The organism is Candidatus Woesearchaeota archaeon (assembly GCA_018302225.1).
Lineage (GTDB): Archaea > Nanobdellota > Nanobdellia > SCGC-AAA011-G17 > JAGVZY01 > JAGVZY01.
Window position 1 is genome coordinate 17106 of record JAGVZY010000007.1, and the last position, 25949, is coordinate 43054.

Genomic DNA, 25949 nt, shown 5'->3' on the forward strand with positions numbered 1-25949 from the left:
CAATTTTAAATACTTTCGATTTCGTATCTAATAAGTAGTATCAACTCGATAGTTTTATAAATCTAATATATTAAAAAAGAAAATATGAAATTAGGCACAAAAATCTTAACTTATGTAGCTGCAGGTTGGTTATTACTAAATCCAAATAATTTCAATTCAGAAAATAAGCCACAACAATTATCTGATTTAGAACAAAAAGTAGAAGAAATAGTTAAAAAACAAGAGCGTGTAATAGTAATTGATAAATCTGATTTTTTACTTTATTATTATAATAATGGAAAAGTTGAAGACAAATATACTGTTGCAATAGGGAAAAATACTTCTGGAAAAAATAAATCAAAAATAGGAGATAATCTAACTCCTGAAGGCATATTTAAAATCCAAGAAAAATCAAAAATAGATGAAAATTATTTAGGCAAATATAAAACAGATTTAATAAGGGAATTAGAATATTCATTATTTAACATAATAAGAAGTCCATTTGGAACAAGGTGGATGCGTTTAAAATCTCAAAGTTATAAGGGATTTAAAACCCCTGATTGGAAAGGTATTGGGATACACGGGTTAAGACATAGTCCAAAGATATTTAAATATCAAACAGAAGGATGTGTTGGACTTAACGTCAAAGATGCTCAAAAGTTATACAATAAAGTTGATATTGGTGATTATGTTATAATTAAACCTTAATTATAAATTTGCATGAGTTCTAAGAACTATACGTGGTTCTAATATAAAATTTTTTGATAAATTGTCAATTCTATCACCTTTATCAGAATTTAAAAGAGGTGAATGAAATAAGTGAGCTATTAAAGGGGTCTTCCCATCAAACCCTACAACTAAAACCACGTGAGTGAAATCTTGTCCTGCCTTTTGTGCAAGAGGTAAATACTTGCTCATCCTGTATCTTACTCCAATAATATCTCCTTTCTTAAGAAGAGAATAATCTAAATCACCAGTACCTTTCCAAATTACTTTACCCCCTTTAGCTAAAATATTTGCAGGCATATGCCAAGCATTACCATAAACCCCATTTTTTTGTGCTGAACTAGAACCATACATTTTTTCATAAGCCATTTTTACATAACCAGCACATACCACTTCAGAAGATTTAAAATCCATATAAGATATATCTCCTGTATCTTTGTTAATAATTATTTTAGATGCTAAATCTGGATTTGACTTCAAACTTTCAACAGAAGCAGTATCTTCCTTAAGCAAATAACCATAAGTAGAATAACCTTTTTGAGCAAATCCCGCACCAGCAAAAACAGAGGTAACTAATACTGCTGTAGCCACAGCTTTCTTAAATCTACTACTAAACATACCAATTCTTTTAACATCTTGATGAAGTTGCTTTTCCTCAATCTTTAATTCTTTAATCTCTTTCTTTTCTACTTTCTCAACTTTTAATTCAAATTCTTTTTCAAAACTTCTAATTAATAATTCTAATTCTTTTTTATATTCATCAAATTCTTCAATTCGTTTAGATGCTTGCTGAACTTTAATTTTATTTTTTTCATTTTCTTTAATCCTTTCCTGTTCAACAATAAATTGTTTATAAAAATCTTTTAATTCTTGTTTAATCATTTCTAATTCTCTATACTTATCTTTCTGCATTACTGCTGATTCTATAATCATATGATTTGCTATATCTACCCTACTAATACAAACCTGTATAAGTTCCTTAAACTGAGTCTCAAAATAAGAAAGTCCTCTTATAACCTCAAAAGCAACATTTTGATCTATCTTTTTATTATCTTTTAAAGAAATAAATCTCTTTTCTAATTGTTGGATTTGTGAAATTATCCACTGAACTTTTCCATTTATTTGTTGTTTAGACTTAGCTCTATTCTTTAAATGAGTAACTAAAGCATAATCAGTTTCTAAATTAGGGTTAATTTTATCAAATTCTAATCCTATACTTTTAAAATATTTAAAATCATTTTCTATAAACTGAATTGTTCTTCCAATTAGAGATTCATATTCTTTTTCTATTCCTAATAAAATCATTTGAATTTTTCCAGCAGTAGTTTTATCTAATTGAATTCCTTTCATAACTACTTTTAACCTATTAATAAACTCCTCAAAAATAGTTAAAGGTTGTCTAATATCATACATTAATTCTAAATCTTCATCTTCAATTAATTTTTTAAGAGAATTTATTATTTTTACAATATCATAAATTTGTTTTCTTAATTGCTTTTCATAGCTTCTTATGTCTTTAACAGAAGTTCTTTCTATACTTTTCATTGTGTTAAAATCTAATTCATTAACTCTTTCTAATGCTTTTTGTAAGCTTATAATTTCATTCCGATTCTTAATTCTTGATTGCTTGACTTTTTGATAGTCATATTCAAATCCACCTATTAAATTAGAAATCCGCTGATCTGTATTAGTAATTGTTTTTGGATTTAAAATTTGATCAGCTAATATAGTATTACTTAACTTTAACTTTAAACCAAATAAGTCCATAAAATTAAGAACATTTAAGGAATATATAAACTTTTTTAATCAATTAATTCAATTTCAATATTAACTTCTTCAGGAATAGGAACCCTCATTACTAATCTTAATGCTCTTTCATCAGCAGCTAAATCGATTAATCTTTTATGAATTCTCATTTCAAAATTATCCCAAGAAGCAGTTCCCTTACCACAAGGAGACTTTCTAGTTGTTAATTTAAGCTTTTTAGTTGGTAATGTAATTGGTCCAGAAATATCTACTCCAGTCTTACTGGCTACATCCTTTATTGATTCACAGATTTGATTTAGCTTATCAATATCTGCACTTGCTAAGTTAATTCGTGCTTTTGGCATAGTCTCTTTGATTAAACACTTATATTTAAATTTTATCTTCAGAAGGGTTTTTAAATGTTTCTAAATGTTCAAATAGACTTTCTAAAGAATTTCCTAAATTTCGATTACCTCCATAAATAGACTTTATAGTCTTTATGGGGTCTAAATTCTCTCCTGAATTATCAACTTTTTCAAGCTTTAAATTATAAAAAAAGCCAAAAACTCCATCTCTTAAACTTCTCTGATTAAACATAGCACTAATACTTTTTGGAAACCTTAAAACTAATCTAGTTAATCCCTCATCTTTTAGTTCAAAACCATCCATTACATAAATATTGCCTCCAGCAAAATTTCCACCAAAAATCTTTAAAGAATAAATTGAACCTTTTTTTAAAGAATACATTTTCTTAATAGATTTTTTAAATTTATAATCATTAGGTTCATACTCCAGAATTAAAATATAATTAATCATAAAAAAGAAAAATTGAGAAGGTTTTAAGCCTTCTTTACATAATCAATACACATACCAGCCGCTACTGTTGAACCAGCATCTCTAATAGCAAATGAACTCATATGAGGTATATCTGATTTCTTTTCAATTACTATTGGCCTTGTTGGAACAATTCTTACAATTGCGGCATCTCCATTTTTAAGCATGTCTGGACTTTTCTGTAAAACTTGTCCTGTTGCAGGATCTAATTTACTTACTAATTCCTCAAATCTACACGCTACTTGTGCTGTATGTATATGGAATACAGGTGTATAACCTACAGTCAACACAGTTGGGTGATTCAATACTATTATCTGTGCAGTGAATTCTTGAACAACAGTTGGAGGTGAATCTACTCTACCTAATACATCTCCTCTTGCAATATCTTTCTTTGCAATACCTCTGACATTAAATCCAATATTGTCACCCGGTTCTGCAACTTGAATTTGCTCGTGATGCATTTCAATAGTTTTAACTTCTCCAGTTACACCCTTACCATCTTTTCCAGGTAAAATTATAACTTTGTCTCCAAGTTTTAATTGTCCAGTTTCAACTCTACCAACAGGAACAACACCAATACCAGTAATGTTATAAACATCTTGTATTGGAAGTCTTAATGGTAAGTTTGTTAATTTTTCTGGTTCTTTGAATGTATCTAATTGTTCAAAGATTGTTGGACCAGTATACCAAGACATATTAGTTGATTTCTTGAAAACATTATCTCCAAGCTGTGCACTTGTTGGAATAAAATTAACATTTGCTGGATTGTAACCAACAGTTTTCAATAATTTTGTTACTTCTTCTTTAACAGCATTAAACTTTGCTTGATCGTACTTTACAGTATCCATCTTATTAACAGCAATAGCTAATTGTTTTACACCTAAAGTTTTACACAAGAATAAGTGTTCTTTAGTTTGAGCCATAATACCTTCACTTGCAGCCACAACTAAAACTGCAGCATCAGCTTGTGAAGCACCAGTAATCATATTTTTTATGAAATCTTTATGCCCTGGAGCATCTATGATACTTAACTCATATTTAGGAGTCATAAGTTTTTTATAAGAAAGATCTATTGTAACTCCTCTTGCTCTTTCTTCTTTAAGATTATCCATAACAAATGCAAACTCAAACCCTGCTTTACCTACTTCTTGAGCTTTTTCTTTTAATTTTCTCATTGTTTGCTCATCAATTATACCTGAATCGTAGAACAATCTACCTACAGTTGTACTTTTACCGTGGTCTACATGACCTACAAATACTACATTTAAATGTGGTTTTTCTTTTGCCATATTAAAATATCCTCCTATTTAAGTATGAACAGATATTGGAATAAAAGCGCCTTTTATAAAGGTTTCGTTAACCCAAAGGTTAACAACCATAACCTACAAGGTTATGTTTCGTTGACTCAAGTCTACGAACTCAAACCAAAGGTTTGATTTTCGTTAACCAAATGTTAACAACCATAAAAAGATTATGTTTCATTAAATCAAGCCTTAAAATCTTCCCCAAAAAAAGGCTTCAAATAAGTCAAAATCTTAATAAGAAAACCTTTAAAGACTTAAAGCTTTTTAAGTAAAATATGCAAAATACAGAAGAAATCTTTGAAACAGTAATGCACTGGGGAAATGAAGCTAAATATAATCATTCAAACTTTCCAGATATAATAACAAATAAAGACAAAATTAGAGGTTTCTTTATAGGAACAAGTTATAAAAAAGAAGAAAATAGAAATAATCTTGATTTAATTTCTTTTCTTAAACCTATTACAATATATTCAGACCTTTTTATACAAAATGAAGTATTTGATAAAGCTAAAGATATAACAGAACTTTTCAAAGATTATTCTCCAAAAAGCCAAGTTAAAATAGAGATGGAATCTTTTTTTATAAATGTTGTAAAAATGGGAATATATATTACAGGCTGTTTAACTGAAATCCCTGAATCTATTGTTTTAAAAAGTGAAAACAACTCAAATAAACAAAAAATAGAAGAATTATTCAACATTTTTAATTATTTTTCTTCATTAACTTACCTTAACTATAAGATGAAAAATTCAAAAACCCCCGTAATTGCTTTATTAAATCATGAAAATGTGAAAAAACCTTATGTTTATGAAAATCTTTTTGATAAAGATAATTTAGTTCTAAGACTTTGGAGAGAATAAAAATCTTCAAATATTATTTCTAAAAAATATCAAAACAAAAAGAAAACTAAGACTTACTCTTGAGGTTGTAAATCTTCATCAACTTTAAGACCTTTTCTTTCTCTAACTTGTCTTACAACTTTATCTTGAAGATCAAATGGTAACTTCTCAAATACTTGATCAACAACAAAGTAGTTTCCACGACCACCAGTTGCGCTTCTTAAATCATTACTTAATCCAAACATATTTGCAACAGGCATTTTTGCTTTAACAGTTATGTGCTCTCCTTCTTGATGCATATCTAATAATTGTCCTCTTTTGTTTGAAACTAATTTTGAAATTTCACCCATAAAACTTGCAGGTGCTTCAATTTGTAAAACTTGTAAAGGTTCGTAAATTACTGCACCACCAGCTAACATAGCTTGTTTTACTGCAGACCTTACAGCAGGTAATACTTGTGCAGGTCCTCTGTGAATAGCATCCTCATGAAGTTTAGTATCTAAAAGTCTAATTAACATTTTGTTACCTGGTTCTCTTGCTAAAGGACCATTAACAATTACTTGTTCTATACCTTCTATAACTAATTCTATAACTTCTCCAATGTGTACAACACCTCTTGTATTTTCTACAAATACACATCCATTAATTATGTCTTTAATTTTTCTTGCTTCTTTTGCGTCCCAACCAAATTCCATAAATTTCTGTGCAATTTCTAATTCATTTTTCTTAGTTACTTTTCCAGATGGGATTTCTCCAGCTTTTATAGATTCGTAAATCTCTTCAGGTAAAGGTTCTACTGTGAAATAAAATTTGTTATGTTTATTTGGAGATTTTCCTTCAACTTCAGGTGATGTTTTTGTAACTGATTCTCTATAAACAACTATAGGTGGACTTGTTACAATTTCCAAACCTTTTTCACTTTTAATTCTATTTTCAATAACATCTAAATGAAGTTCACCCATACCATGCATTAAGTGTTCTCCAGTTTCTTCATTAATTTCAATTGTAATGCTTGGATCTTCTTTGTTAACCTGTCTTAAAACTTCAACTAATTTTGGTAAGTCACTTGGTTTTTTAGCTTCAATAGCTTTTGTAACTACAGGTTCAAAAATATGTTTAAGAGCTTCGAAGGGTTCTATTGGATCTGAACTAATTGTTTCTCCAGCAAATACATCTTTTAATCCCATCAAACCAATTATATTTCCAGCAACTGCTTCTTCAACCATTTCTCTCATTGGTCCTTTGTAAACAACAACTTGCTGAATTCTTACTCTTCTCTTAGCTTGATTCATATAAAGTTCCATTCCCTGTCTTACTCTTCCAGAGAATAATCTTCCTGCTGCAATTTCTCCAGCATTTCTATCAATAGTAATTTTTGTACAAGTAAAAGCAACTGGACCTTCAGAATCACAAGTCATTAATGCCTTTCCTTCAACACTTTCTTTATCACCATGCCAAATTTGTGGAATTCTATATATTTGAGCAAATTTTGGATTTGGATGATGTATAACAACCATGTCTAAAACAACAGCATGTAATGGTGCCCAGTCTGCTAATTCCTTATATTTTTCCATATTAGTTTCATCAGAATAATGTTCAATTACAGTTTTAAAAGAAAGATTATGTTCTTTCATGTATGGAAAACTTAATGCCCATTTATGAACAGCAGAACCAAATGCAACTCCACCTTTCTGAACATCTACATTCCAAGTATCTTTAAATTCTTTAGGTGTAATAGAAGAAATGAATTTATTAACATCAGTTATAATCTTTAAAAATCTTTTTTGCATATCTTCAGGAGTTAATTTAACTTCTCTAATTAACCTATCAACTTTATTTATAAATAGAACAGGTTTTACTCTTTCTCTAAGTGCTTGTCTTAAAACAGTTTCAGTCTGAGGCATCATACCTTCAACAGCATCTACTAATACAATAGCACCGTCTACAGCCCTCATAGCTCTTGTTACATCTCCACCAAAATCAACATGACCAGGAGTATCAATTAAATTAATTAAATATTCATCATTTTTATATTGATGAACCATATTTACATTAGCAGCATCAATTGTAATTCCTCTTGCAATTTCATCTTCTCTAAAATCTAAGAAACATTGCTGTCCTGCTAATTGTTTTGAAATCATACCAGCACCAGCCAATAAATTATCTGAGAATGTAGTTTTACCATGATCAATATGAGCACAAATAGCAATATTTCTAATCTTCTCAGGAGTATTCATAATCCTCTTGATTTTATCAATCATTTTTTCGTCTGCCATTTTAATTCCTTAATTATTTAAATAAATATTAATTAGATTTATCTTGAACTATCAGCCTGTCTTTCTACTTCTGATTTCTTTGCAATGGCATTACTTACAGTATTCATTTGATAAGCTGCAATTAATTCTTCTGCTAAGGCATCTGAAGCTTTTTTCTTTTTCATAAAGGATTTTGCATAAGTTCCTGTAGCAATATTTCTCAAAGCTAAATCTACTCTTCTTTGAGGTGAACATTCGACAGCTTTTGGATATCTTGCTCCACCGTATTCAATTGCAGTAACTTCTTCTCTTGGAGCGGAGTTTTCAACTGCCCTAAGTAAAACTTCAATTGGATTTTTTCCAAGCTTCTTCTCAATTTTTTCAAAAGCTTCTTTTACAGTATGAAATAAACTTTCTGTTTTTCCTACATTTCTTCCAGAACTATATCTGTGAGATTTACCTTTATGACCAACAACCATTAGTTTGTTAATTAATCTTTCAACAAGGTGCATTTTATTTCTCCAGAATTGAGTACTTACATTTCTCCCTTGTGTTTTTGGAATTACTATAGGATTCAAATTAATATATCTCTTTAAACCAGGATCTTTAACTTCAAAATTAGATTCCCACAAATTAAATAATTTAATATTTTTATTTGTTAATTTAGGAATTTCTTTAATTTCAATTTTCTGCTCAGGCCTTCTAGGCATAGATCTGAAATCTCTTCTAAATCTTTGACCCCCTGAACTGCCTGAACTATTTCTATTATAATTATCTCTTCTTTCAAAACTTCTTGGAGCACTATTACTTCTTTTATCACTATTTCTAGATCTAGAATTATCTCCGCTCATTTTATCTTCTACCCTTCTCTATCTTACCTTTAATTAAAGCATGTAAAGATTGATCATTAACTTTTATAACTGCCCATCTAACACCCGGAATATCTCCCTTACTTCTTCCTTGCTTTCCACCAATACATTCTACTATAACTTCATCGTGTTCATCAATCATTTTAATAGCACCCATACCTGGTGCAAAAGCAGTAATTTTTTTACCATTTTTTAATAATTGACATTTAACACATTTTCTCATAGCAGAATTTGGTTGTTTAGCTTCTTTTTGAATTTTTTCAAGAACAATTGCTCTTGCTTGAGAACTTCCTCTTAATGGATCAGCTTTAATTCTTAGTCTTCTAATTCTTCTAATATATGTCTTATTAAGCCATCTACTTTGATTTCTTCTCTTTTTCAGCTTTTTTGCTGAATATAAGCCTTTACTTTTATTACCCATTTTCTTAATTTTGGGGTTTAAGTATAGTATTTAAAGCTTTCGCTGTTGGCTGCCAATCTCTGGATTTTATTCAATACTTCAAATTTACTACTAAAATTAACAAAAATTATTCAAAAGCTTTTTAAATTAGCACACTAAAAAGATTTAAAATTAAAAATTACTTGAAATAGAACTGAAAAAACCGAAATAACTCTTTAAAACAAAAAAACAGAGCATATTTCCAAAAAAAGTAAAAACTCAAAAATTAACAAATAGTTATAACTTTCTAAATTCTTAAGCAAAAGCTACAACAATAAAAACAAACCTAAGGAAAATCTGGGAATAACCAAAAAAAAGAATTTAAAAAATGAAAAGTGATTTATAAAATTCATAAATTTTTAAGCTTTCGGGATTCTCTTTTTATAGGGGGCAGTATAAAATTACCTAAGTTGCCCGTAATCTTAGGAATCTGCCCCCCATTTTTATTCCACTTTTTTTAACTTTTTTTTATTAAATTTGATAATTAAAATTTTAGTTTAATAATATTATTATAAATTCATTATAATTCCCCTCGCAGAATTATTAATGAAACCTGGCTTGTAAAATTTTTGATAGTTTATTTTAAACTGTTAAGAAAAACAAGCCAATCTTTTTGAAATTAACTTTTTAATATATATAAGGATAAGGGGCACATTTATAGGCTGCATCCTAAAGAAAGCTTATAGAAATCCTAGGAATAGCACCTCCAAAAGATTTTCAATCCAATTGTTGCCATGCAGCCCTTTTTAAAAAATTTTTAATTTAAAAATTAAAAGGAGAAAATCTATGCTCAACAAACTTTTCTTTAAGATTTTTACTTTTTTAATGGGAATGTTTATTTTATGGAATCTTACAATATTACTCATATGTCTTGCCATAAATCTAAACTCAACAAACACGAACGAAGAAAAAGGTTTAGTTTATGGCTTACTCATTGCATGCATCTTTTTGATAATAACCAGTATAATAAACTTAAATAGAATTTTAAAGTTCATATTCCAAAAATGTATTAATGAAATAAAACAGACCCATCAAACTGAAAATATCAAAGAATTATCCTAAAGGATTCTTCTATTTTAATACCTTCTAAAACGAAGACGGGTTCTATTTATCTGAAGTTAACCTTAATCTTTAGTAAATATTATCTCTGCCTTGTTTTTTTTTGAATTTAAATTTAGGGATTGCTCCTTGCATCTTAAAGCATGTAACACAACCTTTTCTGATAGTAGATTGAAATCATATGCAGGGGGCTTTCCCGACCAAATAGACTAAAATTTTAAAAAAGAGGTGATTTCCCCATGCCAAGAAATTTGAATCTTCAAGTTTGTAGTGATACTGATTCAGGAGGCATAAACATTAATAATTTACTTACTCACAAAGTTCTTTATGATCAAATCCAAATCAGTGGAACAGTAACTGTAGAATGTATTATTCTAATTTCTGATATACCTGAAAAGCTAAATGAAATAGATCTCACCAAAGCAAAAGTTACTTTATTCAAAAGTTACTTAAGACCTCCACAAATACACGCAACTTGTGAAGATTATAAAGGTAAATTAAGCTGCCTTGATGCATTAAAAACTCTACTTCATCAACCAAACCTTAGCATTCCACCCCTTAAAATCTAAATTTAAAGGCCATTATTTTGGCCTTTTTTTCTCTCTCAAATATTAACTATAGTTTATTAAAAATAAACTTAGTTTAATTTTAAGTTAATAAAAACTTTAAAATTAAACTATAGTTAATATTCATAGCAAGGTTTAAATACTATTTATAAAACAAAATAAGTATGATAAACTCAAGAGTTGATTATATTCATTGATGGTCTTTTTCTTAGTTACAAAACTTTTAAAATAAACAACTTATTATCACAATTAAATATAGGAGATGGCGGTGATAGTTCATTGGTAGAATGCGGGCCTGTGGAGCCTGGGAGCCGAGTTCGATTCTCGGTCACCGCCCTAAAAATATGATACAAAAACAAAAAGGAACAAGAGATTTTTATCCAGAAGAAAAACGTACTCAAAACTATATTTTTGAAATCTGGAAATCAGTTGCAGAATCTTTCGGTTATGAAGAAATAAATGGTCCAACAATGGAGCCAATAGATTTGTACAAAAAATCCGGTTCTGAAATTCCTGAACAAATTTATACTTTAAAAGATAAATCAGATAATGAATTTGCTCTACGTCCAGAATTAACTCCAACTATAGCAAGAATGATTTCTCAAAAACAAGGAATTAAAAGACCCATAAAATGGTATGCAATTCCAGATTGTTACAGATACGAAGCACCTCAATCAGGAAGATTAAGACAATTTGCACAATTTAATTTAGATTTACTTGGAACAGAAACTACAACTTCTGATGCAGAAGTCATCACCGTTTTAGTTGAACTACTAAAAGCATTTGGATTTACAAAAAATGATGTGTTTGTAAGAATTTCAAATAGAAAGGTCATAGAATCATTCTTAGATTATCTAACAATTTCAAACAAAAAAGAAATTGCAAAACTAATTGATAAATACGATAAATTATCTCCAGAAGGATTTCAAGAATCTCTTACAGAATTAATTGGATCTAAAAAAGCACAAGAAATAAGTTCATTCTTAAAAATAAGAAATATTTCAGATATTAAATTTGATTTTGATGAAAAAGGAAAACAAGGATTAAAGGAATTAAACGAACTATTTACAAAATTAAAAGCATTCGGAGTTTTAGAATATTGTAGACTTGATTTAAGTATTATGCGTGGATTTGATTATTACACAGGAACAATCTTTGAAGCTTATGATACTAATAAAAAATTCAGAGCCTTAGCAGGTGGTGGAAGATATGATAATTTAGTTGATTTCTTAGGCGGAGAACCCTGTCCAGGAATAGGATTTGGTATGGGTGATGTTATCTTGGAACTATTATTACAATCTAAAAATAAACTTCCACAGTTAAAAAAAGAAATAAAATATTACATTGCGCCTGTTAATGATTTTGTGCTCAATACAGCAATAGAAATTGCTCAAAAACTAAGAAAATATAACAATGTTGAGCTCGAAGTTACTTCAAGAAAACTTTCTAAACAATTTGAATATGCTTCTGAAATAGGTGCAGAAAAGATAGTTATTGTTGGTGAAAAAGACTTAGAAAACAAACAAGTAACAATTAGAGATTTAGAAAATGGTAAAGAAGAAAAAGTAAATATAAAAAATTTGTGATTAATTCACTCTAATCTCAATCTCACCAAAATGTTCTACTTGTTCAAGATTTATTTTTCGATCATTAGATAAGTGTAGTAAAGGAATAAATGTAGCAATCTTATCTTCTTTCCTATCACTTTTAACTAAATCAGTAAATACTAATTTCTTTCCACCATCACTAAAGAAACTCATAATCTTATTATAAACATCTCTCATTATTTTAGTTAAATCTACTTTTCTTTCAGGTATTTTAACTTCGGGGAAATCTAAATCATCTATTCTTCTCAAATATCTTCTTTGATTTACATCTAAAGCTTTTTCAAGTGCTGCAACTAAATCATTAACATTAACTTTTCTTCTTCTTGGTTGAGGAGTTTTTGGAATAATTGTAACTTTATTATCTTTTAAATTTTTCAATTCTATATCATCAAAAGGAATTTCATCATATTCTTCAGGTGGTGCAAACATAGCATCTAACATAGAAATATCTTCTTCAACTAATTTATTGGATTTTATTCTTAACAAAATTGCAGAGGCTAATAATACTTTACCAGAAACCATAAAATTTGCTTCTTTTAATTTCTTAATAGTATCTATATATCTTTTAGTTAAAATAGAAATATCAATATCCCAAGGATTCATCTTTTCAGATTTAATTAATTCATAAATAATTGTCTGCCAAGTAATCTCATCTTGTTGCACTAATAGATTAAATATCTCATCTTGCATTTTATATATAAATAAAAAAGAAAGAATATAAACCTTATCTATTCAAGGTCTTCTTTTATCTTTTTAAGCTCATCTCTCTTAGCCTGTAGAGCCAATCTTTTTGCATCTTCTTCAGCTGTTAAAATCTCTAGTTCTGCAATATCTAAATGCTTTTTCTGGAGTTTTTTCTTTTCAGGAAGTTCAACTGCTACGCTAATTTTCTCTTTAGGAGTTTTAAATTCTGTATATCCACACTTTCCACAAGTTTCCCTATCTTTATGTATTGCTAAATATACTCCAGCACCACACTTTGGACAAGTTCTTGCTTTTGCTTTGGATTTTAACCATTTTTTACTTGAAATTTTATTTTTCTTCTTCTTTTTAGTCATCTTTAATCACTTATTTCTTTTCTTCCTTTTTTTCTTCTTTCTTTTCAGTTTTTTTCTCTTCTACTTTAAGACCCATTTTTTTAGCATCCATTTTTTTGTTTGCTATGGATTCATATTTATTAAAATCATCTTTACTTCCATAAACATTAACTTTTAAAACAGAGTTATTTTGTCCATTACCTGTTCTTATTTCAGAAATAACAAAATGTTCTTTATCTACCTTTAAATTTTCAGAAAGCTTTTCTTTTAAATGTTTATAACTTGGTGTAGCCATCTTTGGATGCTCCACACTAAAAGTCAAAACTTTTCTTTTCAATAATGGAATTTCTTGTGTGTGTATCTGCTTCATTTTACCTAGACTTTATTGCATATTCTCCTTTTACAGTTATTCCAACTTTCTTTGCAATCTCTGATTTCTCAGCATTAATAACATTAATTCTTCCTTGCCATGTTTCAGTAAACTGACCTTCTTTACATAAAGGACATATATCTCCTTCAACAAAGATTCTGCATTTCTTACAAACTTTTTTCTTCATTTTCTTACTTTTCCTTTTCAGTAGTTTTTGTTTTTAATTTTTTTGTTTTTTCTTGATCAATAAATTGTAAACTTCCTAAAAATGGTTGTCTCATTGTTAAACCAATTTTTGGATTTGCCATATCTTTAAATGAAATTGCAACTATTCTTGCTCTACACATATCTCCAGCTTTTAAAGTTCTTTTAGAATCTTTTCCAGTTAATACTCCGGTTTTTTGAAAAGTTACAAAATCATCCATAGTTTGTGAAACGTGAATCATTCCATCAATTGCACCCATATCAAAGAAAGCACCAAAATCTGTAATCTCAGTTATCTTTCCAAGTACAACTTCAGAAATTTCTGGTTTAAATGAAATTACTTTAAAATTAGTTGAATAATATGCAGCACCATCTCCAGGAATTATTACTCCTTCACCAACTTTAGAAACTTCATTAACACAAACAATTATTCCAAAGTGTTTTGAGATTACACCTTCATATTTTAATTTAAGATTTTCTAGAACTGCCTTTTCAACATCCTCTTGAAATGATTTTGGAGGCACTCTTATGTGACTTTTTAATTCTAATTCATAAAACATTTTTTACACCATTTTTACATATTTTTTTTGTCTTAAGGTTAAAACATGTATATCAACTTCTTTTAACCTATTTTTAAGCTCTCTATCTTGGGTTGCAACAACAAAGTTATGCTTTACTGCAGCCTCCAAAAGTAAAGTATCAACATTTTTAATGCTTTCTGTTTTTACGACTTTTGCTTTTTTTACCAGCTCTAAACCAATTCTAGCAGCTGTTCTATCTCTCATTTTACCAGTCTTAGACACCTTTTCCAGTTCTTTTAATGAAACATCCAAAACATAAAAATCAACCTTTTCTTCAGTTGCCTTATCTATGCTTTCAAAGATGTCTACTCTAAACTGCCCCGGAATTAACAAAAAATTAGTATCTAGCAGCACTTTCATCTTATTTATTTAAAAATCGCAGCCTTATATTTATAAAGATTTTGCTTTAAAATCCCTAAAAAACGACAATATTTTAAACGATGCTTATTAATTTAGATATATGTCTTATAAATACCTAGAACATGAAGCTGATTTAGGATTAGAAGCTAAAGGTTCTTCTTTAAATAAAATGTTTGAATATGGTGCTATTGGGTTATTTAATGCTATGTCTGATATTAAAAAAGTAAAACCTCTAAAATCGATTAATATAAAATGTACCGCCGATGAGATTTCAACTTTATATATAGAATTCTTAAACGCTTTATTAGCCCAAAAAGACATAACTGGAATGTTATTTTCAAAATTTGAAGTAAAAGTTTCTGAAAAAAAGCCTTTTTCATTAAAAGCAAAATGTTATGGTGAAAAATTTGATGCTAAAAAACATAAAGCAAAAACAGAAGTTAAAGCTGCGACTTATTTTGGATTAAAATATGTTCATGATAAAGATTATAAAATCATTTGTGTATTGGATTTGTAAAATGGAAAAAATAGAAGTTAAAAAAATAAATGAATATCTTTGGGAAATTCCAAAGCATGGAGAAATGCTAGTTCCGGGTAGAATCTATGGGGATAAACCAATTATTAATCATTTACTTAAAGATATTAAAGAAGGTAAAGAATGGAATGCATTACAACAAATAAAGAATGTTGCATGCCTTCCTGGAATACAAAAAGCTTCTCTAGCCATGGCAGATATTCATCCAGGTTATGGTTTTCCAATTGGGGGAATTGGTGCTTTTGATTTAGACTCTGGAGTAATTGCGGTAGGAGGAGTTGGATTTGATTGTAATTGTGGTGTTAGAGTTTTAAAAACACCTTATGTAAGAAAAGATATAGAAAAAATAAAAGAAAAACTAGCAGATATTTTATTTAAAATAATTCCTGCAGGTTTAGGTTCTGAAGGAGAAATAAAATTAACAATGTCTGAAATTGATGAATTACTAATCAAAGGCTCAGAATTTGCAATAAAAAAAGGTTATGGTACTAAAGATGATTTAGAATTTACAGAAGATGAAGGTAAAGTAAAAAATGCTAATCCTAAAGATGTTAGTAATCTAGCAAAAAAACGTGAATTAAAACAAATAGGAACTTTAGGTTCTGGGAATCATTATTTAGAAGTTCAATATGTAAATGAAATTTATGATGAAAAAGCTGCTAAAAAATTTGGTTTATTCAAAGATCAAATTTTAATTGCAATTCATTGTGGCTCAAGAGGTCTTGGACACCAAATAGGAACAGATTATCTAAAAACTTTAGATCAAGCAAGTAAAAAATATAATATTCCTATAAGCGAAAAAGAATTAGTCTGTGCTCCAATTAAAAGTCCTGAAGGACAAGCTTATTTCTCTGCAACTTGCTGTGGAATAAATTGTGCATTTGCAAATAGACAAGTTTTAACACATCTAACAAGAGAAGCTTTCAAAGAAGCAGATTTAGATAATTCAGAAATAAAAACTTTTTACGATATTGGACATAATACTGCAAAATTAGAAAAGCACGATGTAGATAAAAAGAAAAAAGAATTAATGGTTCTAAGAAAAGGATGTACTCGGGCTTTTGGTCCAGATAGAGAAGAAGTTCCAGAACAATATAGAAGTGTTGGACAACCAGTTTTAGTTGGTGGTACAATGGGAACTTCATCCTATATATTACATGGAACTTCAAAAGGAATGCAAGAAACTTTCGGAAGTGCAATTCATGGTGCAGGACGTTCAATGTCAAGAGCACAAGCAACTAAATCTTGGAGAGGTTCTGAAATTATTAATTCTCTAAAAAATAAAGGAATTATAATCAAAGGCCATAGTTTAGCAGGAGTTGCCGAAGAATCTCCTGGTGCATATAAAAATGTAGATGAAATTGTAAATGTAATGCATAATGCAGGAATAGCAATGAAAGTTGTAGATGTAAAACCATTAATTTCTATTAAAGGTTAGTTTTATATATTTTTTTAGATAAAACAAGAATAGGGATCAATTAGAAATAACTGATAAAATATTGGCTATTGCAAATTCTGAAGAAGAAATAAATTTAGCAATCAATTTAAGAAATAAAATATATGGATATCTAAAATTTAGGCCTTACAATTCGAAGACAGAAAGGCATGAAAAAATTATAAGATGGAAAAGAACAGCCCATTAAATATTTGAAGATGGTTATGTATATCAAGGAAAAGCTTGCACAGATTTAGTCATAGCCTTTTTAGCTTTAGCTAAAGTAAAAAAATTTAATACTAAATTTGTAAAATTATATAATTCTAAACAAACACATTCTGTTGCAGAAATATATATTAATAATAAATGGTATATTTATGATATTTCTTCTAATAACTCAGAACCTTATGTTGGAAGATATACTCAAAATAAAAAGATTAATGATTGGGGCTTATGGAAAAAAGGAAAAGATGCTTGGGATATAAATCTAACAGAATATAAATAAAATTTTACCTAAATAATCTTAAATTCACACCCCCTAAAATATAAAATGACTAAATTCTTCCTTTTATAAAATTTATTATTTAATTAGTATTTGTGGCTCTTTTTTCAGAAGTAGAAACCTTAAATGATTTCCTAAAATAATTCATATATAAACCCATTGTTGGACCTATTAGAGGAGATAATAAAGCTAAGTTTTTGTATCCTTTTATCATTTTATTAAAGTTTAATTCTCCATCTTGAACTAAACCACCAATTCCTACTGCAAGCCCATATATTGGAACCTGAAATATATTAAATGCCACTAAGTCTACGAGATATTTTTTAATTTTAGAACTTTTTTCAGTTGTTTTTGTTTTTTTATATAAAAAATCTCTCCACAACCCATAAGGCCCCCCAGTAACACTATTCATTAACGTAGCCGAAGCCCTTGAACCAATTATTCCTTTAAGAGTTTTTAATCCAGTATAATAATCTAATCCTGCACCCAATATTAAAGAATAACTTATACTCCCTAAAGTATCAACCAAACCTGTATAACCTAAAGAATCTTTATTATTGAAAAATGTCGGTTTTTTTAATTTAAAATTATCTTATCCAATTAAATTAGGTTTATTTATCATACCTCATTTTTATTCTTTAAACTTATATTAAATTTACTTCAAAAATATTGCTAAAAATAAGAATATTTATATATTTATTCTTACTTTTGTTAAATTATGGACAATATAGATAAAAAAATCCTTTTTGAATTAGATAAGAATGCTAGGAAGAGTATTAAGAAAATGGCTCATGAGCTTAAAATGAAAAGGAGTACATTAGCTTATAGAATCAAACAATTAGAAAAAAATAAGATTATTCAAAGTTATTACGCAGTTATAGATTATTCTAAATTAGGTTATAATATTTTAGTTAGGATTTATATCAAATTTCAAAATACTTCATTAGAAATAGAAAAAGAATTTATTGATTATGTTTTATCTCAGAATGAAACGTTTACTGTTTACAAGACAGAAGGAGATTGGGATCTTACGATTGGTTTTCTTGGAAAAAAATTAAGTGAATTTGATAGATTTTATAAAAAAATTAAAGAAAAATATAAAATTTATATTCACTCCCAAAATATTTCTCTTTTTAGGCAATATATTCAATATTATAGAAATTATTTAGTTGATAAAAAAGTGAGAGACTATTCTTCTTTGATTACAGGAGAAGGAGAATTAGTAAAAGTTGATGAAATTGACCTTAAACTCTTAAATCTTATATCCGAAAATGCAAGAATTTCCCTATTAGATTTGTCTAAACAACTTAAAATGACTTCTATGACAACAAGATATCGATTAAAAGGATTAGAGAAAGAAAGGATTTTAATAGGGTATAGAGTTTTGTTAAATCTTTCAAAATTAGACTATGAATATTATAAAATTGATTTAGAAATAGAGGATATCAAAAAGATTAAATTACTCCAACAATTCGCAAAACAGCATCCAAGTATTATCTATGAAGATAGAACTGTGGGAGGATCTGATTTTGAGTTTGATGCTGAGTTACAAGGATATGATGCGTTTTATTCACTAATTGAAGAATTAAAAAAGGAATTTCCTGGGTTAATAAAAACTTATAGGTATTATAAAGCAAAAAAGATTTTCAAATATTCTTTTTTTCCTAAATTTAATTGAACCATTTTTATAATTGAAATTAACCATATTTTGGGTCTTTTTAAGAATCTTCTAAGATTTTTATCAAAATCTTTAAAAATCTTACCCTCTTTTCTAAACAGATTATGAATCAAAAATTAAAATTAGATGATGATGTAAGACCCATTTTAGTGAGGATGGAAGATAGTATAATTCTTGATTTATTTGAAAGGGCACAATTCAAAACTAATGATATTGCTTATACTATTGGTGGATTAGAAATTCCTGAATTTAAGGTAAGCTTTTTTGAATATCTTTTCAGAGGTATAGAAGAAGTACATGCAAAAGCTGGAAGATATGAACATCCCGAAGAACATTCTTTTTTCGATAAAATGCCTAAACCCATTGTTAAAAGAAAGAAAGTAGTTTCACCCATTAAAATCTTTGACATAAATGTAAATGAAAAAATAAAGGAAATATATTTAGAAGCATTAAAAAGTATTTGTATTCCAGGGGATGATGACCATTATGGTTCTAGTATTGTTTTAGATATTAAAACATTACAAGACCTATCAAGAAGAGTTCACTATGGCAATTATGTAGCTGAAGCTAAATTCCAAGAAGATCCAGAAGGATATTCTGAGTTAATTAAAGCGAGAAACACAGAAGGTATTATGGAAAGATTAACTAATTTAAATGTTGAAAGAGACCTTCTCGAAAGAGTGAGAACTAAAGGTAAAAGATATAATGTTAATCCAGTTTTAATAGAATCTTTTTTTAAAGATAAAATAATTCCCTTAACTAAAGAAGTAGAAATTGAATATTTTTATAAATTAGAATAAAATTAAATTAATTCTTCTGGCGTTATTATTTTAGTAGCTAAACATAAAATATTTTTATAGCTTTTTTCATTTACAAAAATTGGAATAAAATCTTTTTCTGCAAAATATTCTTTATTTCCTTTTGCAATAAGATCTCCTTTTTTTACTTCTTTAAAATTAATCATAAAAGGATTAGCATTATCTTCACCATAAATAATATCTATAACCTGGTAAATAATTAAAGGCTCCCTATTAGAAGAATGCTCTTCATTGATATTATTTAACGCCCCCATAACCTCATCAACAATTTCTTTTTTTTCATGAGGTCCAACTTCTAAACTTATCCCACAAGAGACATGATCAATCAATGCTTTACCGCTTGCAAGATTTGAGGGCATAATCACTAATTTACTTAACCCCAATTTTTGTACTAAATTTATTTTTTCTTTACTAAATTGAGTAATAATTCCAAATAAGTCTGTATCACCAGAAGAAGAATGAATATCTATAATATATTTAAAGTCTTTTAGTTTTTCTAAAAGAAAAAAAGCTCTTTTTTCTTCTTCATCTCCAAAAGGATTACCGGGAAAAACCCTATTTAAATCAGAATCGATAGATCTTGTTTTATGTTCAATTGCTTTTGGATTTCCAATAAAAATAGGAATCTCTTTTGAAATCTTATCTATTACTTCTAATCCAAAGAGCTCGTCTCCATGCAAACACACTACGACCGCATAATCTTTCATTATATCATCCCAATACAAACAATAGAATCACCTGCAAGATAGTCTAATTTAAGTATTTTATTAAATAATTTACTTGATTTAGAATGGAAGGGTATATTATTAGCATAAAGAGACTTTCCGTAAGCTCCCCTTACAACCCCCAATTCATCAATATTTGCATTAATTTCTTTTGCAAAATTATTTCTTATATTATATAATTTATTAGAAATTTTACAATCTTCCCCATTTTTACTTGAACATATAATCTCACAATCTAAACTAGGACAAATAGTAGAACATATTTTTTCTAATGCTCTATGCATTCTTGGATTTTGAGTTTTTAAACCTAAAAATTTTTCTTCCCCTCTTTTAACTTGGTTTGTTAAATTTCTAAAAACATCATGTCCTTGCATATCTGGATGAAAAGCTACGCCTTCTACATAAAGTAAGGGTTCGCTAATTATTTTTTTATGCGTATAAAAACCAACTCCTCCAACTTTTTGACCTAAAAATAAAATATAGGTTTCATCAGGACAAATAAAATGAGTTTTAATATCCTCTTCAGTCATTTCACTTCCAAAAGCAGCTCTTACAACATAAATCACCTCTTGAAAAACCTGAGGATTTTTATTAATAAATGAAATAGGTTTGATAATTTTCTCTAATACTCCCCCACAAATTTCTGCAACTTTCAATTTTTCATCCTTAATTGGTAGACTCATATTATACCAAATCAAGAAAAAACTATTTAAAAGTTTCCATTTATGCAGGGGATATAAGAATGTGATTTTTTTGGGTGATTTTTTTAGGAATTTCTTGCCAATAACATTTTCTTTTATTCTCAATTATATACCTTTGCCTAACCAAATCAAAATAATCCGCTTTTTCTTTATAAAGCATTAATCTTGAATCGGGAGGATTCTGAAGATGATATTTAAGGTTTTGATTTTTATGACAACAAGGCATAATTGCAAAAGAGATTTCATTTTCTAAACCTATTTCAATAATTTTATCCCCTAATTCAGAACAAGGATGAATAGCTACTATAAAACTTTTTTCGGTAGAAAGATCCAATTTTTCATAAATACTTTTTTCAATATATTCAATTTCATATTTATCAAATAGTTTTTGCAATTTATGAAATCTTAACGGAATTTTTTTATCCACCATCAAACTCTGCTTAACTAATCCGTTATACAAAAAACCTAAACTACATAATCCACTCCCTGCACACAAATCAATAAGAAGATTATAATTTAAAAAAAAAGGATTAATAGCAGAAATAAAATAAGTAACCTTTTGTAGCTCTTGATTCTTAAAACCTAAATCGAGAAGTTCTCGGGTAGGCAAAGAAATCATTTTTTAGTATAGTCAAAAAGCATATGGGATTTTACTTTACTTAATGTAACAGCTGCAACTTCTCTTGCCTTAACACTACCTTCTTCCAAAATATCTAAAATTTCATTATCTTTATTTTCATAAAAAGTTCTTTTATCTTTATATTCTTCAAATCTTTCTGCTAAAGCTTTTGAAGCCATTTTTTTACAATCTCCACACCCCATATTAGCAGTACGACATTTCTGAGAAATATTTAAGTATTCATCATTTTTTAAATTAAATGCGAAATGCAAATCATAAACAGTACACTTTTCAGGATCTCCCGGGATTATTAAAGATTGTCGAGTAAGGTCTATTTTCATCTTTTTAACGCCAGCCATAATAGTTTCTAAATCATCAGTAGGTAAAATTACATTTCCAAAACTTTTGCTCATTTTTCTTCCATCTGTACCCAAAATTCGTGGAGATTGAGTTAAACTATAATTAGGAATTGTAAAAACCTCCCCATAAAGATTGTTAAATCTTCTAGCTAATTCTTTAGTTAATTCTATGTGAGGAATTTGATCTCCTCCCACAGGAACTAAAGTAGTATTATATAATAAAATATCTGCAGCTTGAAGAATAGGATATGCTAAAAATCCGAGAGAAATTTGACCTTTGGCCATTGCAATTTCTGCTATATCAAATTCCAATTTTTCTTCCTCTCCTTCTTCATAATTTTTTTGTAAAATAGTTGCAACATATCCTTTAAAGGTAGGAACCCTTTCAGCTCTTCCTAAATTAACTAACCTTTCAAGAATTAAACTTAATTCTGCATGTTGAGGCACTTTTGATTGAATAAATAAAACGCTCTTTTTTGGATCAACCCCTGCGGCCAACCAATCCTTAACCATTTCAATAGTATCCTCTCTAATATCTTTTGTATCTGTTTGGGTAGTTATAGCGTGCCAATCAGCAACAAAATAAAAAGTTTTGTTTCCCCCATTTTGCATTTTAACCCAATTATCTAAAGCTCCAACAACATGACCAATATGCAATCTTCCTGTTGGCCTCATCCCGCTTAAAATTCTTTCAACCATTTAATATTAAGAATTATAAAGATTTAAAAAACTTTCCTATATTCAATATTTTAAACATTTAAAAGAGCCAACTGATTTATTTTAAATTCCTGACCAGACATAAATTCTAGCCACTTTTGCATCTGTTAAAGGGTTTACTGAATCATCAGTTGCAACAGCTAACACAACTGACCTTGAAAATATTTGAGCAGTTTGAGACATTTTTGCAGGAACACAATTATCTCCAACTGGATTAACAACAAAAGCATAACTAAACTGAGGTGGGAGTGCTGCACCTTGTTCTGAAATAACTTCTTTAATTTTAGCTTCAACATATTCTCCAAATTCATGAGACGGCGGGGGATTTGTTAAAGGAGTTTTAAGATTTATTTTTTGACAAATACTTAAAAATTCATTATTTTGAATAATTTTATCTGCATTTGGGGGATTATCTTTCTTCCCATCAGGATAATCTACTATTACATTAGAATAAATATAACATTTGTCAGTGTCAAAATCAGTTTTCAAAAAACATTCTCTCATACCTTCATCTTTCAAAATATCATCAAGTATTTTTGTATGAATCTCGCTCACAGCTTCAGAATTTCTAAAACCTAAATTATTAAACTCTTGTGGAGAAATTGAATAAATAAACATAAAAACTAAAATAATTGAAATCACTGCTTCCAATGTCCTAATTACACCTTTTTTATTTGTCACGAATCTTTACCAACCCTACCAGTAGATCTTGATTTACCATTATTTTTAACTTCAACTTTGTCTGTTGCATCTTTTTTAAATGCAATTATAACTATACTTATAGAAAGTTCACATTTATTTGGAGCATCACAAATTATATCTGCGTTTTCAGTCTTGAGTCCAGAATTCTCTTTTAAATCTTCAAGATCAACTTCTCCAACACCTTGAGCATAATTAAACTTAAAATGTCCAGAAGAAATATCTTTATCCCTGCCAATGGGCAGATTATTTATACCAATCTTTGCTTCAATCTTTTCTTTATTTCCAGCAAGATATCTTTTTTTTCCTTGCGTAATAATATAAACTCCTTGCTCTAAATTATTTACAACTGTAGTTGCACCTGTACCTTCATCTTTCATAATCAAAGCACCAGTATCAGGATTACTTCTTTCCATATAACTTACTAAACTTTGAACAGTTGCATAAAAATTAGTTTCAACACCAGGTAAATCTAAATCAACAGCTCTTGATGTTTCAATATCAACATTCTCAATTAGTCCATTTAAATTAGAAATTGTTTTTGTTCTTGAAATAGAATTTGTAGTTACTAAAACACTATAGACAGCTAAACAAATAACAATAGACATAATCAAATACATCTGACCTCTTTTAGATATAAACATAAATTAAATTAAAATCATTTTATTTATAAAGATACCCTCAAATAAATAAAAAAAGAGACATAAATTTTATAAAGCCTCTTTTAAATCTCTAACTTAACCCATCCTAGCTCAATGGTAGAGCACTCGGCTGTAGCTTTAGAGCGCAGGCAAAGTTAATGTCCAAAAGACTAACAATGAAGACCTGACAGCCGATACCGAGTGGTTCCTGGTTCGAGTCCGGGGGATGGGACTAAATACATAAATAATAGTTTTTGCTTATCCAAGTATAAACTTTAAATGAGCACAAGAATAAAAGAGGTGTTTTTTTCGACTTTTAATGAGTGAACTGCATTTTTATCCATACTAATAAACACCCCAGGTAACATGGATATGTCTTTCCCCCCAAGATTAAAAACTCCTTTCCCTTCAGTTATATAAATAAGACCTTGCTTTATTGAAGTATGCTCTAATATCTCAGCACCCCCAGCCATACAAAACAAAGTAACATTTAGTTTGCTATTTTTTATAATTTCTTTACTCAAAATCCCTTGCTTAGGGTATTCAATCATTTTTAAGATATTTTCTGAACTCATTTTTATTTCCTCCAAATTATTTCTCAAATAATATTATTAAATTTTATTTTTTATTAGCGAAATTCTCAAAATTTTTAATTTCATCTTTTCTATCAGAGTTTATTTTTTCAAATTTCTTAAGCATATCTTCTTTAGTTTTATTATCTAAAATCTCGTCAACCATAGGATATAAAATAGTGTCTTCCTTAAAAATATGTTCTCTTATCAAAGAGGTATAATTCTGAGCATTTTCAATAACCTTTTTATTATCTTCTTTATTTATTCCCTCTTCAATACCTTTAACAAATCCTCTTCCAAGCTCATGTTCATATAACATCTGCTCAACTGGATTACAATGCAATTTTTCTTCATTTTTGCAAAACTCTTTAAATAAAATATCTTCTTCTTTTGCATGATGAAATTTATCAGCATAATTTCTTATAAAATTAACAATTTCCAAAATCATTTTTTTATCGATTTTTTTATTTTGCTTTAAAAGCGTACATTCATTATCTAATATATCTGCAACTTTTAAAATATTTTTATGCTCATCAGTTAAAATCTGTATAATTTTACTCATTATTAATCACTCCTTGATTTATATATTTTATATTAAGTATAAAAAAGATACTTATTTAAATAAGTTTAAGTTTCTAAAAAGATACCATGGAATGCACACTTTATAAAACAATGAATTTCATTGCCAAACGTTGGAATTTGCTAATAATTCTTGAGCTTTATAAGGGTGATAAAGAATGGAAAAGATATTCAGAAATTAAAAGACAATTAAACAATATCACTCCAAAAATTCTGTCACTACGTCTTAAAGAACTTCAAATTGAAGGTTTAATACAAAGAAGAGAAGATACCACACATCATCCCATAAAATCAGAATACAAACTGACTTCTTCTGGAAACAATTTTATTCAAGTAATTCAGCAGATAAAAGAATGGACATTAAAAAATAAATTATCAAATCAAACATGCAAAGAAACAGATTGTAAATACTGCACAATATCAAAATAAATCATTAAATTAATATTACAAATAATACCTTAAAAACAAACCTTACCTCAAATTTTAACACTTCCAAACCTGTTTTAACTCGGTTTTGACAAAAACTTAGCCTACCGACGGTGGCTAGTGTTGATAAGGGTTCGCATATTTACGAAGCATTGCGTCAAACCTTAA

31 protein-coding genes and 2 tRNA genes are annotated in these 25949 nt (G+C 28.4%); 11 read left to right on the plus strand and 22 right to left on the minus strand.

What is annotated here, in order from left to right:
* Positions 1 to 84: 84 nt before the first annotated feature.
* Entirely contained in the window at positions 85 to 687 is a 603-nt protein-coding gene (locus tag J4403_01150; GenBank protein ID MBS3166797.1) for a L,D-transpeptidase, read from the plus strand.
* Here the strand turns inward: J4403_01150 and J4403_01155 are convergent, their stop codons facing one another.
* Genes J4403_01155 through tuf form a run of 4 tightly spaced genes read right to left on the minus strand, consistent with a single transcriptional unit; the run spans position 688 to position 4574 of the window.
* Complete coding sequence (locus J4403_01155) at positions 688 to 2472, minus strand: hypothetical protein (GenBank protein MBS3166798.1); 1785 nt, start codon at positions 2470 to 2472, stop codon at positions 688 to 690. It abuts the gene before it with no gap.
* A 35-nt stretch (positions 2473 to 2507) separates the two neighbouring features.
* Positions 2508 to 2816, minus strand: coding sequence for a 30S ribosomal protein S10 (gene rpsJ, locus J4403_01160; protein ID MBS3166799.1), 309 nt, complete (start codon positions 2814 to 2816; stop codon positions 2508 to 2510).
* A gap of 25 nt (positions 2817 to 2841) precedes the next feature.
* The gene (locus J4403_01165; GenBank protein ID MBS3166800.1) at positions 2842 to 3267 is read right to left on the minus strand and encodes a hypothetical protein; all 426 of its coding nucleotides are present in this window, start codon (positions 3265 to 3267) and stop codon (positions 2842 to 2844) included.
* Positions 3268 to 3290: 23 nt separating this feature from the next.
* The gene (tuf, locus tag J4403_01170) at positions 3291 to 4574 is read right to left on the minus strand and encodes a translation elongation factor EF-1 subunit alpha (protein ID MBS3166801.1); all 1284 of its coding nucleotides are present in this window, start codon (positions 4572 to 4574) and stop codon (positions 3291 to 3293) included.
* Positions 4575 to 4864: 290 nt separating this feature from the next.
* Between tuf and J4403_01175 the strand changes: the two genes are divergently transcribed.
* Positions 4865 to 5449 carry a hypothetical protein gene (locus tag J4403_01175; protein ID MBS3166802.1) on the plus strand — a complete coding sequence of 195 codons (585 nt, stop codon included), beginning with the start codon at positions 4865 to 4867 and terminating at the stop codon, positions 5447 to 5449.
* A gap of 53 nt (positions 5450 to 5502) precedes the next feature.
* Here the strand turns inward: J4403_01175 and J4403_01180 are convergent, their stop codons facing one another.
* The 3 genes from J4403_01180 to J4403_01190 form a co-directional block, all read right to left on the minus strand.
* Entirely contained in the window at positions 5503 to 7689 is a 2187-nt protein-coding gene (locus J4403_01180; GenBank protein ID MBS3166803.1) for an elongation factor EF-2, read from the minus strand.
* A gap of 53 nt (positions 7690 to 7742) precedes the next feature.
* Entirely contained in the window at positions 7743 to 8393 is a 651-nt protein-coding gene (locus J4403_01185) for a 30S ribosomal protein S7 (GenBank protein MBS3166804.1), read from the minus strand.
* A gap of 142 nt (positions 8394 to 8535) precedes the next feature.
* A complete protein-coding gene (locus J4403_01190) occupies positions 8536 to 8973 on the minus strand; it encodes a 30S ribosomal protein S12 (GenBank protein MBS3166805.1) in 438 nt (145 codons plus the stop codon).
* A 1316-nt stretch (positions 8974 to 10289) separates the two neighbouring features.
* Here J4403_01190 and J4403_01195 point away from each other — a divergent pair.
* From J4403_01195 to J4403_01205, 3 genes are all read left to right on the plus strand, one after another.
* Entirely contained in the window at positions 10290 to 10619 is a 330-nt protein-coding gene (locus J4403_01195) for a hypothetical protein (protein ID MBS3166806.1), read from the plus strand.
* Between the two features lie 262 nt (positions 10620 to 10881).
* Positions 10882 to 10952 (plus strand) — tRNA-His (locus J4403_01200).
* A gap of 8 nt (positions 10953 to 10960) precedes the next feature.
* A complete protein-coding gene (locus J4403_01205) occupies positions 10961 to 12202 on the plus strand; it encodes a histidine--tRNA ligase (GenBank protein ID MBS3166807.1) in 1242 nt (413 codons plus the stop codon).
* On the opposite strand, the gene J4403_01210 is transcribed toward J4403_01205, so the two are convergent.
* Genes J4403_01210 through J4403_01235 form a run of 6 tightly spaced genes read right to left on the minus strand, consistent with a single transcriptional unit; the run spans position 12203 to position 14775 of the window.
* Positions 12203 to 12913 carry a segregation/condensation protein A gene (locus J4403_01210; protein MBS3166808.1) on the minus strand — a complete coding sequence of 237 codons (711 nt, stop codon included), beginning with the start codon at positions 12911 to 12913 and terminating at the stop codon, positions 12203 to 12205.
* Between the two features lie 38 nt (positions 12914 to 12951).
* Entirely contained in the window at positions 12952 to 13281 is a 330-nt protein-coding gene (locus J4403_01215) for a 30S ribosomal protein S27ae (GenBank protein MBS3166809.1), read from the minus strand.
* Between the two features lie 10 nt (positions 13282 to 13291).
* Entirely contained in the window at positions 13292 to 13630 is a 339-nt protein-coding gene (locus tag J4403_01220) for a hypothetical protein (protein ID MBS3166810.1), read from the minus strand.
* Between the two features lies 1 nt (position 13631).
* Entirely contained in the window at positions 13632 to 13817 is a 186-nt protein-coding gene (locus tag J4403_01225; protein MBS3166811.1) for a DNA-directed RNA polymerase subunit E'', read from the minus strand.
* 4 nt (positions 13818 to 13821) lie between these two features.
* Positions 13822 to 14394: a DNA-directed RNA polymerase gene (locus J4403_01230; protein ID MBS3166812.1), complete on the minus strand. Its 573-nt coding sequence runs from the start codon at positions 14392 to 14394 to the stop codon at positions 13822 to 13824.
* 3 nt (positions 14395 to 14397) lie between these two features.
* Positions 14398 to 14775 (minus strand): hypothetical protein, encoded by a 378-nt coding sequence (locus tag J4403_01235; protein MBS3166813.1) that lies wholly within the window; start codon positions 14773 to 14775, stop codon positions 14398 to 14400.
* Positions 14776 to 14875: 100 nt separating this feature from the next.
* On the opposite strand from J4403_01235, the gene J4403_01240 reads away from it, so the two are divergent.
* Positions 14876 to 15292 carry an archease gene (locus tag J4403_01240; GenBank protein MBS3166814.1) on the plus strand — a complete coding sequence of 139 codons (417 nt, stop codon included), beginning with the start codon at positions 14876 to 14878 and terminating at the stop codon, positions 15290 to 15292.
* Between the two features lies 1 nt (position 15293).
* Entirely contained in the window at positions 15294 to 16748 is a 1455-nt protein-coding gene (locus J4403_01245; protein ID MBS3166815.1) for an RtcB family protein, read from the plus strand.
* 581 nt (positions 16749 to 17329) lie between these two features.
* Here J4403_01245 and alaE read toward each other — a convergent pair.
* The gene (alaE, locus tag J4403_01250; protein ID MBS3166816.1) at positions 17330 to 17776 is read right to left on the minus strand and encodes an L-alanine exporter AlaE; all 447 of its coding nucleotides are present in this window, start codon (positions 17774 to 17776) and stop codon (positions 17330 to 17332) included.
* A gap of 189 nt (positions 17777 to 17965) precedes the next feature.
* On the opposite strand from alaE, the gene J4403_01255 reads away from it, so the two are divergent.
* Together J4403_01255 and J4403_01260 are read left to right on the plus strand one after the other, a co-directional pair.
* The gene (locus tag J4403_01255; protein MBS3166817.1) at positions 17966 to 18925 is read left to right on the plus strand and encodes an Lrp/AsnC family transcriptional regulator; all 960 of its coding nucleotides are present in this window, start codon (positions 17966 to 17968) and stop codon (positions 18923 to 18925) included.
* Between the two features lie 104 nt (positions 18926 to 19029).
* Positions 19030 to 19725: a chorismate mutase gene (locus tag J4403_01260; GenBank protein MBS3166818.1), complete on the plus strand. Its 696-nt coding sequence runs from the start codon at positions 19030 to 19032 to the stop codon at positions 19723 to 19725.
* A 2-nt stretch (positions 19726 to 19727) separates the two neighbouring features.
* On the opposite strand, the gene J4403_01265 is transcribed toward J4403_01260, so the two are convergent.
* From J4403_01265 to J4403_01290, 6 genes are all read right to left on the minus strand, one after another.
* Positions 19728 to 20450, minus strand: coding sequence for a succinylglutamate desuccinylase/aspartoacylase family protein (locus tag J4403_01265; protein MBS3166819.1), 723 nt, complete (start codon positions 20448 to 20450; stop codon positions 19728 to 19730).
* The gene (locus J4403_01270) at positions 20450 to 21151 is read right to left on the minus strand and encodes a hypothetical protein (GenBank protein MBS3166820.1); all 702 of its coding nucleotides are present in this window, start codon (positions 21149 to 21151) and stop codon (positions 20450 to 20452) included. The genes J4403_01265 and J4403_01270 overlap by 1 nt, the downstream gene beginning before the upstream one ends.
* Before the next feature lie 40 nt (positions 21152 to 21191).
* On the minus strand, positions 21192 to 21788 hold the full coding sequence (locus J4403_01275) for a hypothetical protein (protein MBS3166821.1): 597 nt from the start codon (positions 21786 to 21788) through the stop codon (positions 21192 to 21194).
* Positions 21785 to 22846 (minus strand): tryptophan--tRNA ligase, encoded by a 1062-nt coding sequence (gene trpS / locus J4403_01280; GenBank protein MBS3166822.1) that lies wholly within the window; start codon positions 22844 to 22846, stop codon positions 21785 to 21787. The genes J4403_01275 and trpS overlap by 4 nt, the downstream gene beginning before the upstream one ends.
* A gap of 81 nt (positions 22847 to 22927) precedes the next feature.
* Positions 22928 to 23545, minus strand: a complete 618-nt coding sequence (locus J4403_01285) for a hypothetical protein (GenBank protein ID MBS3166823.1) — start codon at positions 23543 to 23545, stop codon at positions 22928 to 22930.
* Positions 23542 to 24207: a hypothetical protein gene (locus tag J4403_01290; protein ID MBS3166824.1), complete on the minus strand. Its 666-nt coding sequence runs from the start codon at positions 24205 to 24207 to the stop codon at positions 23542 to 23544. The genes J4403_01285 and J4403_01290 overlap by 4 nt, the downstream gene beginning before the upstream one ends.
* Positions 24208 to 24304: 97 nt before the next feature.
* On the opposite strand from J4403_01290, the gene J4403_01295 reads away from it, so the two are divergent.
* Positions 24305 to 24436, plus strand: a tRNA-Tyr gene (locus J4403_01295).
* 43 nt (positions 24437 to 24479) lie between these two features.
* Here J4403_01295 and J4403_01300 read toward each other — a convergent pair.
* Together J4403_01300 and J4403_01305 are read right to left on the minus strand one after the other, a co-directional pair.
* Complete coding sequence (locus J4403_01300; protein MBS3166825.1) at positions 24480 to 24779, minus strand: cupin domain-containing protein; 300 nt, start codon at positions 24777 to 24779, stop codon at positions 24480 to 24482.
* 43 nt (positions 24780 to 24822) lie between these two features.
* The gene (locus J4403_01305; protein MBS3166826.1) at positions 24823 to 25338 is read right to left on the minus strand and encodes a hemerythrin domain-containing protein; all 516 of its coding nucleotides are present in this window, start codon (positions 25336 to 25338) and stop codon (positions 24823 to 24825) included.
* A gap of 86 nt (positions 25339 to 25424) precedes the next feature.
* Between J4403_01305 and J4403_01310 the strand changes: the two genes are divergently transcribed.
* The gene (locus J4403_01310) at positions 25425 to 25784 is read left to right on the plus strand and encodes a helix-turn-helix transcriptional regulator (protein MBS3166827.1); all 360 of its coding nucleotides are present in this window, start codon (positions 25425 to 25427) and stop codon (positions 25782 to 25784) included.
* Positions 25785 to 25949 lie beyond the last annotated feature (165 nt).